Genomic DNA, 16,054 nt, shown 5'->3' with positions numbered 1-16,054 from the left:
AAACGCGTCATCGCATCGTCAACCCCATCAGTGACGCGACGTCCGACGACTCGATGCCGGCGACTGCATCGGCTAAACGGCGCGCGCCATCCGCACCGATCACCGGCATGGCAAGGCTATCGAACTTGATACGCAGCTCGTCGTTGTTCATCGGGTTGCCGATCGATCCCTTCGGATCGTCGACTTGCGCGACATAGCTGGACCCATCGTTCATCTCCATCGTCATGCGGCACGAGACGCCACGCGGCAAGGTGTCGTTGGCGACGATCTCGATCACGTCCATCGCATGCAGCAGTCCCGGCTGTTTCAATTTGTCGTCGCGGTACTGCGCGAACAGCGCGGCGCCCTCTTCCAGCGCGACCGCAACCGAATACGGCAAGCTCACCTGCGCCTCGTGATAGGTCGCCGGCGTCTTGTTCTGGTGATAGTGGGCCCAGTCCGGATGCCGTTCCATCACGATGCGCCGAATCGCCATCAGGTCGGGCTTGTGTTGCTTGCGGATCGTGAGCGCGCAATCGATCGCGTTATGAATCGGCCGCGCGCAAGAGTACGGCTTGAATTCGATCAGCAACTCGTAGGGCGCGTCCAAGCCTTCGGTCAACGCGCGGGCGTCGTGCTTATCGGTAAATGCACGCAGGAAACCGCGCTCGCCATCGAAAATCGTTGCCGCGCCCGTAAAGCCGAGCGAAGCCATGGTCGCGGCGGTGACCCCGTTGCGCGCGGCCGGCCCCGGATTGAAGCGCTTCTGCATCGACGGGCCGTACATCTCCATCAGGCCGCACGCCTGCGCACCCGCGAGGCCGAGCGCCGAGACGATCTGGTCCGGCGTGAGCTTCATCAAATAGGCGGCCGCGATGGTTGCACCGAACACGCCGGTCGTCGGCGTCGTGTGAAAGCCGCGGTTGCGCAGCGACGAATTGGCCGCGCGGCTGACCCGTTCCATCATCTCGCAGCCGGCCGCCAGCGCCGTGATCAATGCCTCGCCGCTTGCGCCCACCGCTTCGCCCACGGCCAGCGCTGCCGAAAACACCGGCGGGCTGAAGTGAAATAGTGCAAGCACGTCGATGTCGTCGAGTTCGATGCTGTGTGCGGAAATCGCATTGGCGAAACTGGCCAGCACGGCCGGCACACGCATGTTGCCGCCGATCACCGTGGCTTGCTCTACGCCACCTTGTGTCTTGGCGAACTCGCGAGCAATGCGGCCCGATTCGCTTTGGCTGCCGGACAAGCCGACGCCGAGGTAATCGAGTAGCAACCGCTTGACCGCGTCGCGCGTCGCGACAGGCACGCGGGCATAGCTGAAATCGTGAAAATGCTGGGCAACGCGTTCGGCAGAGGTCTGTGTCATGGTTGAAATGTCGGGTCGTAGGTGAAAAAAAGGACCATTCAAGGCCGTGCCGCGCCGAGTATGGCAATCAACTCCTGGAGGTCGCCAAGTTTCTCCAGTTGCGCGACAAGCTCGACCACGCGGTCGATATGACGCTTCGATAACACCGAGGCCGTGACCTGGCGGAATTTGTACTCGATGTCCTCGCGGCCCAGTGGGTTCTCCGGGCTGCCGCGTCGATTGAGAATCTCGTGACGCAGCGTGCGGCCGTCGCGGGTACGCACCGTGATACGTGCTGCATGCCGATAGGCCGGACCCATCGCATCGATTTCCGGATCGATGCGCGCGCTCACGCGACCGATGAAATCGAGCAAGCGTGGATCACGCAGCCGGTCCTCGCGATACTGCTCGACGAAAGCCACACCATCCACGGCGATCACCGCGAGTCCGTACGAGAGGTTCATCTGCGCGGCAGTCACGCCCTGCGCCTTGTATTCCCATGCGCAATGCACATGGGTCATGTTGCTCAAAGCCGCGTCGACCGATTCGATATCGTCTGCTTTCAGATGGTTCTCGCGCATCAAATGGGCCAGAGCATCCAGCGCCGTATGTATGCTGGTCACGCTCGCATGCGGCTTGTAGCCGATCTTGGCGGTTTCCCATACGGTGCCGAGGCCGTCGGTGAGCCGGGCCGGTTTGGGCTCGCCCGAGTAAGTGCTGAGGTAGCCGCCGTAGCCCGCTTCCAGCACATCGCTGATGCCCGTGAAGCCGCGCGCCGCGAGCAGTGCTGAATACACGCCACTTTGAGCAGCCCGCCCGGAGTGGAAGCGCTTGACCATCGCCCCTTCTTGCGCTGCCATCAGGCCACCGGCCTGCGAGCCCACGATGCCCAGCGCATGCTGGGTCTGCCCAGCGTTCAAACGCATCGAACGCGCGGCGCTGGCCGCGGCCACGAACACGCCCGAGGAGCCCTGCGGATGAAAGCCACGATAAAACAGGCTCATCGTCGCGGCATTCCCCACCCGTGTACCGATCTCGTAGCCCGCGACGATGGCGGCGATCAGCTCGCGTCCGTCCATCGGTCGTCTTGCCTCGGAAAACGCCAAGACGACAGGCACCGCGATCGAGCCCGGATGCACGATGGATTCCTTGTGGATATCGTCGAGCTCGAACGCGTGGCCTGCAGTGCTGTTCACCAATACCGCTTGCGAGATCGACGTCTTGGTGTCGACACCGAACACCGACGCCACGGGCACCCCGCCCTCGGCGCGCACCATGTCGAGCACACGTTCGGTCCACGGCAGCGAGGTGCCGAACAATACGCAGCCCAGGCTGTCGAGCACGCTGAGCTTCATGCGCTCGACCACTTCGGCGGGCAGGTCCTCGTATTCGATCTGCGACGAGAACGCGGCCAGATCGCGGCTGGCGTGCTGCAGCAAGGACGGCTGTTCGGTGCTCATGGTGTGGTCTCCACTGGTCTTGGCCTGGATGCGATATCAATAAGGAATAGGCTCGGCGTCCAGCCGCACCACGATGCCTTCGAGTTCGGGCGATGCCGCCGGATAGCGCGCCATGACCAGCGGGTCATGGCCGGGCACAATGTGGCGCGGCGAGTCGGCAAGACGGCGCAGCACGTCGTAGCCCTCCAGCGCCTGTCCGATGTGGAACACCGTGGTGAACGAGCGGTCGGTCTCGAAGTGTTCGTAGTAGTGGCTGGCGTCCGACGCCACCACCACCCAGCCGCGCCTTGTCCATACGCGCACGCATTGCAGCCCGGCCGTATGTCCGCCGATGTGATGGACGCTCAGGCCCGATGCCAGCTCGGCATCGCCGGCGTGGAATTGCACGCGGTCCTTGTAGACCAGCCGGACCATGCCGACCACGTCGTCGATTTCATAGCCGTGGTTAAAGCGCTTGTGCCGCATATAGCGACCCGTCGCATATTCCATCTCGGCATCCTGAAGATGAAAGCGCGCCTTCGGGAATTTGTCGAAGGTGCCGACGTGGTCGTAGTGCAGATGGGTGATGATCACGTCCTGCACTTCGTTGGCGTCGACGCCGACCAGTGCCAGGCCCTCGGTCGGGCAACGCAGGAACTCGCGCTTGCGCTGTGCCGCGACCTCCGCGGTGAAACCCAGATCGATCACAAAGGTGTGCGCCGGGCTCTTCGCTACCCAGACAAAATAATCCATCGGCATCGGCCCATCGTGCGCATCGCCGCCGACAAAGTTTGCGCTGCGGGTGCCGTCGCGTGTGGCGTAACGGATCGCAAATAATTCGTATTCGTTCATATCGGTTCTAGGCCTTTTTGATCGGAGCCGTGATAAGTGCTGCGGCACGCGCTTCAGGGTGCTGAATTCGGATATTCATGTCGCAGAGAGCAGCACTGTGGAATGCGCAGGGGAAAGTTCCGGCTCACGCACCGAGGCAGTGCGGAAACGTGTTTCCATGCTAAGCGCAATCATCCATGCATCGCGGATGCAACTGAGAAAATCGCCAGGACGATAGCAGTCGCCGGCCAGCGCATATTCGATGCCGGCGGTGTCCAGCATACCGACCGCGTCGCGGTTGGAGCGCGGCCCGATCGCAACGATCAAGAAATCGCCCAACTCAATCCAGCTCGAAACATCGCCCGGCCCTTGCACTTCCATGCGGCGCCCGGCGATCTGCACGACTTGCGTTTCGGTGAGCAGACGAGTGCCGCGTCGTTGCAAGCGCTCGATCAGCTCCATCCGGTTGTTGCGCGCCATCCCCTGCGCCAGGTTGCCCAATGCTTCGACGACACAGACCTGCGAGCCGCGCTCGCTGAGCAGATCGGCCGTCTCGATGCCGACCATGCCGCCGCCTATGATCGTGACGCTGGCGCCGGCCGGTATCGTATGTGGGTCGCCGAGCACGTCCCAGGCATGGAGTGCGCGCACTTGCGGCGACATCGCCGCGATATCGAACGGGATCGGACGCGGCTCGGCACCGGTCGCGACGACCACCAGGTCGGGGCGGAATTCGCGTATCTGATCGATCGTAGCGTCCCGTCCGGTCAACACCGGCACGCGTAACGCCTCGATCTCCTGCCAACGATAATTCCACGCGCCCCACACTTCCGCCTTGTCCGGCGCCGCCGCAGCGAGATGCATCTGGCCGCCTACGCAGTCGCGTTTTTCCCATACTTCGACGTAATGCCCGTGCCCCGCCAACAAGCGCGCCGCCTCGATGCCCGTAATGCCGGCGCCGAGTACCAGTACGCGTCGGCTTGTTGAGGCAATCCCAACCGCTACGTTCGACATACCCCCCGAGGTAACTCCAGGGCTCCGATCAACGAGCGACAATTGCGGTTCCGCATAACGCAGCGCTTCGAATTCGGTGCCCACCATCGGATTGACCACGCACGAAACGTCCTTCTCCAAGGTCAACCGCTCGAAGCACACATTGCACGAAATGCATTGCCGTATCGGCGCGTCGATCTTGCCCATCGCCTTGTCGCACCAATGCGCATCGGCATACAACGCGCGCCCGAGCGAAATGAAATCGGCACTGCCCGAGGCCAGCACCGCCTCGGCATCTTCCGCGTCGATGATGCGTCCGGCCACGAACACCGGAATGCTCACCGCCTGCTTGATCGGCTTGGCGTACGGCGCGAGAAATCCGCGCGGGAATGATGGCGGCTGGATCGTGTACTTCGACAATTGCGGGCTCTCATTGCTGCCGCCCGAAATGTCGAGCGCAACGCAGCCGCTCTTTTCCATGACGCGCGCGACCTCGATGATCTCTTCTTGCGTGTAGCCCCCGTCGACGAATTCGGTCGCGCTCAGTCGCACCATCGGCAACAGATCCGGCACGTCGTTGCGCAAACGCTCCAGCGTTTCGCGCAGCAGTCGCACGCGATTTTCGAGCGAGCCGCCGTACCGGTCCGTGCGCTTGTTGATGCGCGGCGTGAGAAATTGCTGGAACAGATAGCCGTTGCCGCCGTGCAATTCGACGCCGTCGTAGCCTGCCTGCCAGAGCCGCCGCGCAGCCGCGACAAACTGCCCCTGGATCTCGTCGATCTCGGCCAGCGTCAGCGCACGTACTGCATCGCCCGTATTCGGGTTATGCCAAGCGGACGGTCCAACCGGCTCCATGTTCAGCACCGAGCGGCGCAATAGTGCACCGCGATGATTGAGCTGACCGAACACGTGGCAGTCGTGCTCCTTGATCGCTTCAACGATGCTGGCCAGGCCGGGAATAAAGCGATCGTGATACACGCACAGCGAGTTGTGATGCGGACGAGCGTGCTCGGTGACGACCATCGCCTCCGTCATGATCATGGCCACGCCGCCACGCGCGCGTTCGGCGTAATACTGTTTGTCGCGCTGCGTCGAAAGGCCGTCGGTGGTGCTGTAGTTAGTACCCATCGGCGCCATCACGATGCGGTTGCGCAAGGTCAACGGGCCGATCCGGCCAGGTTGTGCGATCAGCATGACGAGAGCCTGCACTGCGCGCGCATGAATGCGTCGCGCGGTCTCGCGAGTGGCGATTGATGCCTGCCGGTCATCCGAGTCTCCTGAATTCGTTCAGAATTTGTCCCGAGTTTGTCTCGAGTTCGTCTTGTGTTTGCTTGGTGCTTATTTGCTGCTCATCTGCCAACCGCTTAGGAATTGCCGCGCTTTCTTCGAGCGCTCACAGTCCCTATCCAGGCAGGGCGTGCAGCCTTGCGAGCAGAGTACGTCGAAAAACGAGGTGGATAAATATGCTAGAGTTCCATTAAAGTGTGAATTCAATTCACGAACGTGGCGCCATGAAAAATCTCAATGCGATCCCGTTGTTCATCAGTGTCGGCGAAAGCGCCAACCTCACCGCCGCCGGTGAGCGCCTTGGACTCTCCGCCTCGGCAGTCAGCAAAGCGGTCTCGCGACTCGAAGAAGAGATCGGCCAGCGACTCGTACACCGTACCACCCGCAGGATCACCCTGACCGAGGAAGGCCATGCTTTTCTCGATCGCTGCCGGCAGATCATTAGTGAGGTGGCCGAAGCGGAATCCGCCATCGCCCACATGCGCGCCACGCCGCACGGTCGTGTGCGCGTGCAGATGCCGATCGGGTTCGGGCGCATCGTGGTGGCGCCGGCACTGGGCGAATTCACCAAGCGTTACCCTGAGCTGGTGCTCGATCTTGAACTGAGCGACCGCATCACGGACATCTCCAACGAAGGCAAGGACGTCGCAATCCACATCGGCGAGCTGCGCGATTCACGCGTCATTGCACGCAAATTATGCGATTTGCGCTTCGTCACCTGTGCTTCGCCCGAGTACCTGGCCCAACATGGCACGCCGCAGACGCCCGAAGATCTGCTCCAGCATCGCTGCCTCGCGTATTTCATACCGCAAGCCGGCCACTATCGAGAATGGACGTTCGCGCGCGACGGCGAGCCCTTCAACATGCCGATATCGGGCTGCCTGAACATCAATAACGCCGAATCGCTGCTCGACGCAGCGGTCGCGGGCGCCGGCATCGCACACATGGCGACCTTCGTCGCGGCCAAAGCGGTGCGTGCAGGCAAGCTGCAAATCGTGTTGCGCGACTTCGTATCGGTCGGCCCGAGCGTATCGGTCGTCTACTTGCCGAACAAGCATATGTCGCCGCGCGTGCGCGCCTTCGTCGACTTCCTGACCGCCCTGGTGCCCGCCGATCCGCAGTGGGACCGAATTCTCGCGACGCCGGGTCGACCGGTCATTTCGGCCGCGGCCTGAACGACCGGCGGAACCCGGCCCTGGGGACCCGCGTGAGTTCCACAGCCATTGATGAATTGAATTCACTCTCTTTTGGAATCGATCGGCCTTTATCGAACGCCGGTTTCGCCGCACAGTACGAATTCGACGGCCGCGCCGCTGGATCAGCACGGCTAACGTAGGGGGTAGAAGGTAGGAGCTGACGCAACGCGTGCAGCGGGAAGCTCATTCCCGTATAAAAAGCTGGAATACCAGCGCCAAAATAGAAGGAGACAACGCAATGAGCAACGCTTTCGTTCGCCACATCGTTCATGCATTGGCGAGCACCGCCGCGAGTGCCACCGTTTGTGCCGCGGCTTTCACCGCTTTATCGCTCGCGTCATGGCCAGCCGCAGCACAAAACACCGCAGACACCTTCACAGTGGGTGTGGCGCTGCCCCTGACAGGCAGCACCGCCTGGGGCGGACGCTCGGCCCGGGTCGCGGCCGAAATGGCCGCGCAGGAAGTCAACGCACAGGGGCTGGCCGGCAACCATAAGCTCAAGCTGGTGTTCGCCGACGGCGCCTGCGAGCCGCGCACGGCGTACTCGGCGGCACAGCGTCTCGTGACCGTGGAGCACGTGCAGGCCATCATAGGCGAATGGTGCTCGAGCGCGTCCATCGCCATTGCCCAGGTGGCCGCGGACGCCAAAGTGCCGATGATCGTGCAGATCTCCAGCGCCAATGGCATCGCCAAGAACGGTGGACCGTATATTTTCCAAAGCGTGATGCAGAACAGCGACATCAACGCGCGCGAAGCGGCCTTGCTGCTCAAGACCTTCAAGTTCAAGACCGCCGCCGTGCTGGTCGAAAACGACGACTTCGGCTTGAGTTTCAGCAAGAACATGGTCGAGATACTGCAGCGCGCCGGCATCAAGATCGTGCTGCAAGCAGCGCAGGACCGTGAAGACGCCAACTGGTACGCCACGCTCACGCGCGTGCAGGCGGCCAAGCCCGATGTCGTGATCGTCTCGATCGCGGCTGGGCAGGCGGCCAACTTCGTCAAGCAATACGCCGAGGGCAACATCCAGATCCCGGTGTTCTCCGACTATCCGCCGCCGCCCTACATCTTCGAGAAGCAGGTCGGCCTGCAAGCCGGCAAGATCGGCCTGGTGCGCGGCACGTTCTTCTTGCAACACCCGAAGGAGACCGAGGCGCAAAAAGATTTCATCGCCAAGTTCGAACCCGCGCTGGAAAAAGCGATCAACGCCAAGCAGTCCACCACGCACTGGGACATCGTCACCTACGATGCGGTGATGCTGGTGGCCGACGCGCTCAAGCGCGGCGGCACGAAGCCCGACGACTTCCTCAAGGCCCTCGCGGCTACGCATCATCAGGGTGTGCTCGGCATGTATGAATTCGACAGCGATCGTGAAATCAAGCCGCAAGGCCTCGGCTTCATGTTCATCAAGGACCTGCCCGACGGCAGCCTGCAGGTGCTCGAATAACTCGCGCGGGGACCCGACTCGATGCTCGTCCAGATCCTGATCAACGGCTTGATACTCGCCGGCAGCTACGCGCTGGTGGCCGTCGGCCTCACGCTGATTTTCGGCGTGATGCGCATGGTCAATTTCGCCGAGGGGCAATCGGTGATGATAGGTGCGTTCGTCGCATTCATGGTCGCCCCCTACACCGGCTACCTGATCTCCATCGGCGTGGCCATGATCTTCAATGCGGGCCTGGGCATCATCATTGAGCGAACCGCCTTCAGGCCGTTTCGGGGCGCCGAGCTCAACGGCTTGATCGCCTCGATGGGTTTGTCCATCATCCTGATCAACCTGGCGGAGATCATCTGGGGCACGGTACCGTTGAGCTTCGACACGCCGTTCAACGATATCTCGGTCACGATAGGCACGGTGGGCGTGAGCGTGCAGCGCTTGATCGTCATCGGTGCAAGCGTGCTGCTGCTCGGCGCGCTGTGGTGGCTGGTCGAATATTCGCGCCTGGGGCGGCAGTTTCGCGCGGTGTCGGAAGACCCCGAGATCGCCGCCGCAATGGGCATCGACGTCAACAAGATCTCGCGCGCCAGCGTGGTGATCGGCTCCTCGCTGGCCGCGGCCGCTGGTGCTTTGTCGGGGCCTGTCAATCTGCTCTCGCCGCAGCTTGGCCAGACCGAAATGCTCAACGCCTTCGCGGCCATCATCCTGGGCGGCTTTGGCAATGTGAACGGCACCATCCTCGGCGCGCTCTTTATCGGCATGGTGCAAAGCGTGGCGTCGGTCTACATCTCCAACTCGTATTCGATGTCGATCGCGTTTGGCCTGCTGCTGGTCACGTTGATCTTCTTCCCGCGCGGCCTGGTACCTGAGAGGTTAGAAGAAAATGTCTGATCGCAAACGCTCGGGCGCGATGCTCGCCGGCGTGTCCAGGGGCGGCGGCGTGTCCATGGTTGCGACGGCTGTCGTGGCTGTCGTAATTGTGGCGCTGCTCGCCGCGGCACCGCTGATGCTCGACGATTACTGGATCAACATCCTCGTGCTGGGCTTCATCTCCAGCGTCGTGGTCTTGAGCCTCAACGTGCTGACCGGCTACACGGGCTTGCTGTCGTTCGGTCAGGCCGGGTTTGTCGGCGCTGGCGCCTATACGTATGGCGTGCTGTCGGTCTGGGGCGTGCATCCGCTACTGGCTGCCATCGCCGGCGTAGCGCTCGCGCTCGTGCTCGGGCTGCTGCTCGGATTGCCGGCGGCGCGTCTCAAGGGGCACTACCTGGCGATCGGCACGCTCGGCTTTGGCGTGTTGATGGCGCAGAGCCTGAACAATATGGTGGACGTTACGCGTGGTCCGATGGGGCTGCTCGGCATACGCTCGTTCGGCTGGTCGCATCAGGTCTGGTACTGGGCCGGTCTGGCGATTTCGCTGGCGCTGGTGGCTTTGCTGCACTGGATCGAGAAGCGGACCTTCCTCGGCGTGATCCTCAAATCGGTCAAGTACGACGAGATCTCAGCCATGTCGTCGGGCATCGCCGTATTCGCCGTCAAGCTCGGCGCCTTCTGCGCATCGGCCGCGCTGGCCGGTTTTGCCGGTGTGTTGTTTGCAAGCTATGTGCGCTTCCTCACGCCGGATCTCTTCACCAGCGCCGATTCGTTTCGCTACCTGATGATGACGGTGGTGGGCGGTGCCGCGAGCGCTGGCGGAGGCTGGATCGCGGCACTTGTGCTGACGGCATTGCCCGAAGCGCTGCGTGGCTTCGGTGAGACCAATCTTCGGTTGCTGATCTATGGCGCAACCGTGTTGTGCGTGCTGTGGTTCCTGCCGCAAGGCGTGGGCGGCGTGCTCGAAACGTGTAGCGCGCGGTGGCGTCGCAGCCGCGGTGGCGCCGTTATCTCTGCTCCGGTGGCTAACGCTATCCCCACGCACTCCTCCTCTGCGTCCACTGCAAGCCGCCCCGCGCAAGATCAACAACGCTCGGAGACTTTGTCATGAGTCGCCCCCTCTTGAGTCTCGCAGGCGTGACCAAGCGTTTCGGTGGCGTAACCGCCGTCGACGGCGTCGAGTTGCTGGGCATGGCGGGCCAGGTACACGGCCTGATCGGTCCGAACGGCGCCGGCAAGTCGACCTTGATCGGCTGCATAACCGGGGTCAACCGAATCAACGCCGGCGAGATCTGGCTGGGCGACGAGCGCATCGACGCGCTGCCGGTACATCGCCGTGCCCGCTTGGGGATCGGCCGCACGTTCCAGAAGATCCGGTTGCCCGCGCAACTGACTGTCTATGAAGCGGTCGCCTCGGGCCTTGCGGCATCCTGGTTCGCGCGTGGCGGGCGCGGCTGGCTCCATGCGCTCACTTCGCTGCGCGCGCCAGCAATCGCGCAGCCGGTGCATGCGGCGCTCGAAGCCGCGGGCATCGAGGATATCGCCGAGGTGCGCGTCGCTTCGGTGCCCTATGGCCGCCGTCACTTTGTCGAGCTGGCGCGCACACTGATCGCCGAGCCCAAGGTGCTCTTCCTCGATGAGCCGGCAACCGGCATGACCGCCGACGAGCGGCAACGCTTCTCGCGGCAGGTGCGCGATGTCGCGGCGCGCGGCCGGTTGGTGGTGCTGGTCGAGCACGACCTGACCTTGGTCGGCGAACTGTGCGACCAAGTGACGGTGATTGAACAGGGTCGCCGCATTTTCACCGGCACACCCAGTGAAGCGCAGCAAGACACAGCAGTGATCCGTGCGTATCTGGGCACGATGAGTTTTGTGACGCCCGAAGTGCAACCACCAGCGCCACCGCCACCTCCAGCGCTCACCCCAGGCGAGGCCACAGCGTGAGCAGAGAACTCCAGGTCGAAGGGATCAGCGTTTCCTACGGCGACGTTACCGCGCTCACCGATGTCACGCTGCACGTTGCCCAAGGCGAGATCATTGCGCTGCTGGGCGCCAACGGCGCAGGCAAGAGCACGACGCTCAAGGCCGTGATGGGTATGGTCAAGCCGCACGAAGGCAAGATTCTGCTCGATGGCATGGACGTTACCGGCCTGCCCGCTCACACTGCTGCGCGCCGCGGCGTGGCGCTGGTGCCGGAAGGGCGACGCATCTTCAAGAAGATGACGGTGCGTGAAAACCTGGAGGTAGGCGGCGTCACGCAACCGGCATCGAAAGCCGCGATGCATATCGAGGAAGTGTACGCATTGTTTCCGCGGCTACGTGAGCGGCAGCGGCAACTGGCCGGCACGATGTCGGGCGGCGAACAGCAGATGTTGGCGATTGGGCGCGCGCTGATGTCAAAGCCCGCGTTCATATTGCTCGATGAGCCGTCGCTGGGATTGGCGCCGCTGATCACCGCGCAGGTCTATGAAGTCATCAAGCGCATCAGCACGGAACTCGGCATTGGCAGCATTTTGGTCGAACAGAACGTGGAGCTGGCGCTATCGGTTGCCACGCGCGGCTACGTGTTGGCCCGAGGGAAAGAAGCGCTGGCCGGACCGGCGGCATCGCTGCTGGGTTCGCCCGCCTTACATCGCGCTTACCTCGGGATGTAGCTCAAGCCACCTACCTTTGGCGCTACTCCATGTAAACCAGGGCACATCGCGGCATGATCCGGCGATGCACGTGCTCTTCGTGAACAGGGATAAAACCGGACATTGATCGGTTTTATCCGCCTCCGCCTAGCTCAATCGGGCCGGAACGGTCGCTTTCCTACAACATCCCTGCGGACATTCCCTTAAGAGAACATTTCCCTCTTCTGTACGCCGAAAAAACGTCGATAATGCTGATAAGTGGCGAAATCGAAAAGGATGTCGGAAGCTTGGGCGGCAACGCCGTTATCGAACCCCAATTTCCGTTGCCGCAACGCATATACAGGTGACCTATGCGAATGAGATTGCTGTCCGGGATTTCAATGGCTCTGCTGTCCTTTGCCGGCTTGCTGCATCCTGTTTCCGCGCGTGCCGACGGTCCGACCTTGGCCTACGGCAACGGCGTCACCGATGCTTCTCTCGATGCCGGTGAAGAGCGCATAACCACCGATGAAGAAAGCCGCGCGCACCTCAGAGACCTACACAGTGCTTATCAAAATGGGCACGGCGTACGGGCTAAAGACGACGTCCGGACATCCGCATCGTTGCATGATCAGCCGGAGCATTCGCCGAAACCTGCGCCTGCGCAACATCAGTTGATCCAAGCGTCGGAGCCGCATCTCTCGAAGCCAGTTCCGGCACAGCATCAATCGGTCCAAGCTTCCGAGCAACGTCAGGGGAAACCGGCCGCAATGCAGCACCCGTTAGCGCAGGCTTCGGAGCAACATCAGGCGAAGCCGGTTCCGGTGCAGCGTCAGTGGAGCCAAGCTTCGGAGCAGCATCAGCCGAAGCCGATTCCGGCGCAGCATCAGTGGAGCCAAGCTTCCGAGCTACATCAGCCGAAGCCGATTGCGGCGCAGCATCAGTGGAGCCAAGCTTCCGAGCAGCATCAGGTGAGGCAGCTTCCGGTGCAGCACCAGTTAGCGCAAGCTTCAGAACTACATCAGCCGAAGCAGGTGCCAGTACAGCATCAGTTGGCGCAAGCTTCTGAGCTACATCAGCCGAAGCCAGCTCCAGTACAGCATCAGTTGGCACAAGTTCCGGAGCAACATCAGACGAGGCAAGTGACGGCACAGCATCCGGCAGTGCAAGTTGCGGAGCAAAATCAGCCGAAGCCGATTCCGGCGCAGCCTATGCCGCCGCAACCGAAAGCCGTGCCGGCACGCGATGAGACAGTAGTGGCATCCATCCAACGTCCACAGAGCGTGCAGCGTGTATTGCCTACCGAACCCACTGAGTTGCCGCCGCAGCCGCAATATCGGCAAGCGTACCAACCGCCTCGCAATGCGTCGTCTCAGCCCATGCCCTATCAACAGCCGCCCGCATACTCGCCGGACCCGCCCTATGCCGCGGCATCGCAAGATGATGACGAGTCTGACAACGCCGATCAACAAACCTACACGACTTACGCGACGCGGCCTCGACCCGCGCAAACCGCCCAGGACGACTTGCCCGTGTACGGCCCGCCTATCTATATACCCCAGCCGCCGGTTCAAGTCATCGGGCGGCCCGTCATCATGGTTGGCAATCACCCTTCCTATCCGGGGTATCGCCAGGGTTACTGGGCCGGTCAATACCGACCTGCCTACCCGCCTCGTTACCGCGATTCATCGCAGCCAGCAGACTATCGAGGCTGGCAGTAAACGCGTAGCGAGCCGTTGTGCGGGACTAAACCTCAATGACATTGCGATTCAGTTTTATCACACTGGCGCTCCTGGCCCTACTGGCCGGATGCGAAGACCGTTCGATCTCTGGCGCGTACGTCTTCCATGACAGCACCAGTGCTGCACTGATGCTGATCACCGAGACACCGGACCATCGGTTCACGGGCACCCTACGCCGCGCGACGCTGCATGACGACGGCACCGTCACAGCACCGGGAGCGACGGCGGTATCGGGGACCGTCGATGGATCCAGTCTGACACTGGTCGTGGGTGGCGAGACCGTCAGCGGCATGGTCACGAGCGATGGCATCGACGTCATTGGCTCGGCCGGACAAGACGCCGACACCCAAACATCGCATTACGCCAAGGGCGTTGTGGTCGACTACGACGGTCACGTTCATCAACTCAAGGAAATGAGCGCACCGATCGCCGCGAACATGCGCAAGGCCCAACAGGTCGCCGCCGCGAAGGCGGAGATGGCGTCGCTCGTGAAAGAGCTGAACGACTTCGTTACCCGATCCCACGACATCATCGACAAAACGCCTGCAATCATGGCGATGTATGGGTTCGAGGTGGAGAGCCAGCGCAAAGCGCTTCAAAGGGGCCGTACACTGAGAGCGTCCGGGTCCCCGGCTGAGGCTGTGCTTGCCGGCGACCTGCGCACAAAGATGTTGGGAGCCGACCGGGACTACGTGACGTCGATGGACGAGGCTGTGAGCACGGGCCGGATCAACTCGACCCGTCGCGAAGCCTTGTTGGACCAACACTTGGCACAGTTCAAAGCGTGCGTAAGTCTCAACGACCGTGCGGCCGATGGCACCGGGCTGGACGCGCAAGCATGCAAACCGCTGGCCGACGCGCAGACCGCGTACCGGAACGTCTTGGCGCCGCTAGATAAAGCGCTGACCGACGCCACAACCGTCAAGATCCAGGCAGACGCGGAACTGGCCACGATCTGGGATGCGGCCAGGAAGGCGCTCAACTGATCAAAAAGTGCTATACGATTCCGGCACGCGGGGCACACGGGATTCGCGAGTCGGCACGAAGTACCAGATGGCGCCGATGATCTGAACGACGATAAGACCGAACCAGACCGCTTGGTGCGCCGCTGCCGGATAATGTCCATCGGACGACGACCAATGCCCGAGCGCAGAACCGATCGCCGATTGCATCACGAAGATCAGCAGGAAGATGACCAGCGTAAATGTTGTGTTGACCCGGCCCAGCAATCTTGCCGGAAAGTACGCGGCCAGCACCGAGTACGTCATGATGCCTGTGCCGCCAAGTGCGCCATAGGCCGACCACAACAACACCTGCGGGATGGCGACCTGCGTTGCAATCGCGATCTGCACTGTGACGAACAACCCCATCGTCAACCCCGAGAACAGGTACACGCTTAAGCCGCGCCGTTCCAGAACCCGCGCCAACGTCCCAAAGCCGATCATGCCCGCGATGAAGGCCAGGCCCATCACGGAAATCAACGAGGCCGCTCGACTGGCGACGTCGGCAGTGTGCGGCAGTACGTCGCGCAGGTAGGCACTCGCCCACAGCGATTGCATGGCATAGAACACGCTCTGCGTGAGAGACGAGAACGTTGCAGCCTTCCAGAAGGCGCGGCTGCGCAGAATGTGTGCGGTGCCTTTGAGTTGATCGAGCATCGTGGCGTGACCACGCGGTTCCGGTGTCTTGGGGGCGAACAGCCCGATGGCCAGCGCGACGGCGGCGGTTACGGCTGCCAAAGCGACGCATACCGAACGCCAATCTGTCAGGGACAATATCCACGATAACGGTGTGCCGACGGCCACGCCTCCCAAGCCGCCGACCGCCATCACCAGCCCGTTGACCAAAGTGAGCTGGGACACCGGGAAGTGCTGCGCATTCGCTTTGAAGGCGCCCGCAAGGCAGACCGACACGCCCACTCCAATCAGAAGACGTCCGACCATCAAGGCCGCAAGGCTGTGCGAGCCGCCATAAACCAGTATGCCGACTACAGCAACCAGCATGACGCACGCAGTCACACGTCGTGCGCCGAAGTGGTCAAGCAATACACCGGCGGGAATCTGTGCTCCTGCGAAGCCGAGGAAGTAGAGGCTCGTCAAACTGCCCAAGTCGGTTGTCGATAACCCGAGATCGCGCATCAGCATAGGCGCAAACCCGATGTTGACACCGCGGTACAGGTAAGAGACGAAGTATCCGAGAGCGAACACAACGAATACGCGCAGTTTTGTGGAGTTCATGGCCAGAAGAAAGTAGGAGCCAACGGCTTCTTATTATTCGCGAGCGTACAATTTTAAGCCAACGAGATATTTCGACGAGTAT

General features: G+C 62.0%; 13 protein-coding genes. 8 read left to right on the top strand and 5 right to left on the bottom strand.

The genetic code is table 11. From position 1 onward, the window contains the following. Positions 1–7 precede the first annotated feature (7 nt). From GSQ77_RS26170 to GSQ77_RS26155, 4 genes are all read right to left on the bottom strand, one after another. Positions 8–1,348 (bottom strand): MmgE/PrpD family protein, encoded by a 1,341-nt coding sequence (locus GSQ77_RS26170; RefSeq protein ID WP_158906265.1) that lies wholly within the window; start codon positions 1,346–1,348, stop codon positions 8–10. Positions 1,349–1,386: 38 nt separating this feature from the next. After that, positions 1,387–2,787 (bottom strand): MmgE/PrpD family protein, encoded by a 1,401-nt coding sequence (locus GSQ77_RS26165; protein WP_158906263.1) that lies wholly within the window; start codon positions 2,785–2,787, stop codon positions 1,387–1,389. A 36-nt stretch (positions 2,788–2,823) separates the two neighbouring features. Then, entirely contained in the window at positions 2,824–3,618 is a 795-nt protein-coding gene (locus tag GSQ77_RS26160) for an N-acyl homoserine lactonase family protein (protein ID WP_158906261.1), read from the bottom strand. 75 nt (positions 3,619–3,693) lie between these two features. Continuing rightward, positions 3,694–5,784: an FAD-dependent oxidoreductase gene (locus GSQ77_RS26155; RefSeq protein WP_158906259.1), complete on the bottom strand. Its 2,091-nt coding sequence runs from the start codon at positions 5,782–5,784 to the stop codon at positions 3,694–3,696. Between the two features lie 317 nt (positions 5,785–6,101). Here GSQ77_RS26155 and GSQ77_RS26150 point away from each other — a divergent pair, with 317 nt between their 5' ends. The 8 genes from GSQ77_RS26150 to GSQ77_RS26115 all read left to right on the top strand — a co-directional run bounded on the left by GSQ77_RS26150 (position 6,102) and on the right by GSQ77_RS26115 (position 14,721). Further along, on the top strand, positions 6,102–7,052 hold the full coding sequence (locus GSQ77_RS26150) for a LysR family transcriptional regulator (protein WP_158906257.1): 951 nt from the start codon (positions 6,102–6,104) through the stop codon (positions 7,050–7,052). A 259-nt stretch (positions 7,053–7,311) separates the two neighbouring features. Next, the gene (locus GSQ77_RS26145; protein WP_158906254.1) at positions 7,312–8,517 is read left to right on the top strand and encodes an ABC transporter substrate-binding protein; all 1,206 of its coding nucleotides are present in this window, start codon (positions 7,312–7,314) and stop codon (positions 8,515–8,517) included. Positions 8,518–8,538: 21 nt separating this feature from the next. Next, positions 8,539–9,399, top strand: a complete 861-nt coding sequence (locus GSQ77_RS26140; RefSeq protein WP_158906252.1) for a branched-chain amino acid ABC transporter permease — start codon at positions 8,539–8,541, stop codon at positions 9,397–9,399. Continuing rightward, complete coding sequence (locus GSQ77_RS26135; RefSeq protein ID WP_158906250.1) at positions 9,392–10,492, top strand: branched-chain amino acid ABC transporter permease; 1,101 nt, start codon at positions 9,392–9,394, stop codon at positions 10,490–10,492. The genes GSQ77_RS26140 and GSQ77_RS26135 overlap by 8 nt, the downstream gene beginning before the upstream one ends. After that, positions 10,489–11,325 carry an ABC transporter ATP-binding protein gene (locus tag GSQ77_RS26130; protein WP_158906248.1) on the top strand — a complete coding sequence of 279 codons (837 nt, stop codon included), beginning with the start codon at positions 10,489–10,491 and terminating at the stop codon, positions 11,323–11,325. The genes GSQ77_RS26135 and GSQ77_RS26130 overlap by 4 nt, the downstream gene beginning before the upstream one ends. Further along, the gene (locus GSQ77_RS26125; protein WP_158906246.1) at positions 11,322–12,035 is read left to right on the top strand and encodes an ABC transporter ATP-binding protein; all 714 of its coding nucleotides are present in this window, start codon (positions 11,322–11,324) and stop codon (positions 12,033–12,035) included. The genes GSQ77_RS26130 and GSQ77_RS26125 overlap by 4 nt, the downstream gene beginning before the upstream one ends. Before the next feature lie 359 nt (positions 12,036–12,394). Beyond that, entirely contained in the window at positions 12,395–13,714 is a 1,320-nt protein-coding gene (locus tag GSQ77_RS26120; RefSeq protein WP_158906244.1) for a hypothetical protein, read from the top strand. Positions 13,715–13,749: 35 nt separating this feature from the next. Next, complete coding sequence (locus GSQ77_RS26115) at positions 13,750–14,721, top strand: hypothetical protein (RefSeq protein WP_158906242.1); 972 nt, start codon at positions 13,750–13,752, stop codon at positions 14,719–14,721. Here the strand turns inward: GSQ77_RS26115 and GSQ77_RS26110 are convergent, their stop codons facing one another. After that, positions 14,722–15,972, bottom strand: a complete 1,251-nt coding sequence (locus GSQ77_RS26110) for an MFS transporter (RefSeq protein WP_158906240.1) — start codon at positions 15,970–15,972, stop codon at positions 14,722–14,724. It lies immediately after the preceding gene. Positions 15,973–16,054: the final 82 nt, after the last annotated feature.

The organism is Burkholderia sp. L27(2015) (assembly GCF_009765705.1).
Lineage (GTDB): Bacteria > Pseudomonadota > Gammaproteobacteria > Burkholderiales > Burkholderiaceae > LMUX01.
This window is presented reverse-complemented; position numbering and strand designations above follow the sequence as displayed.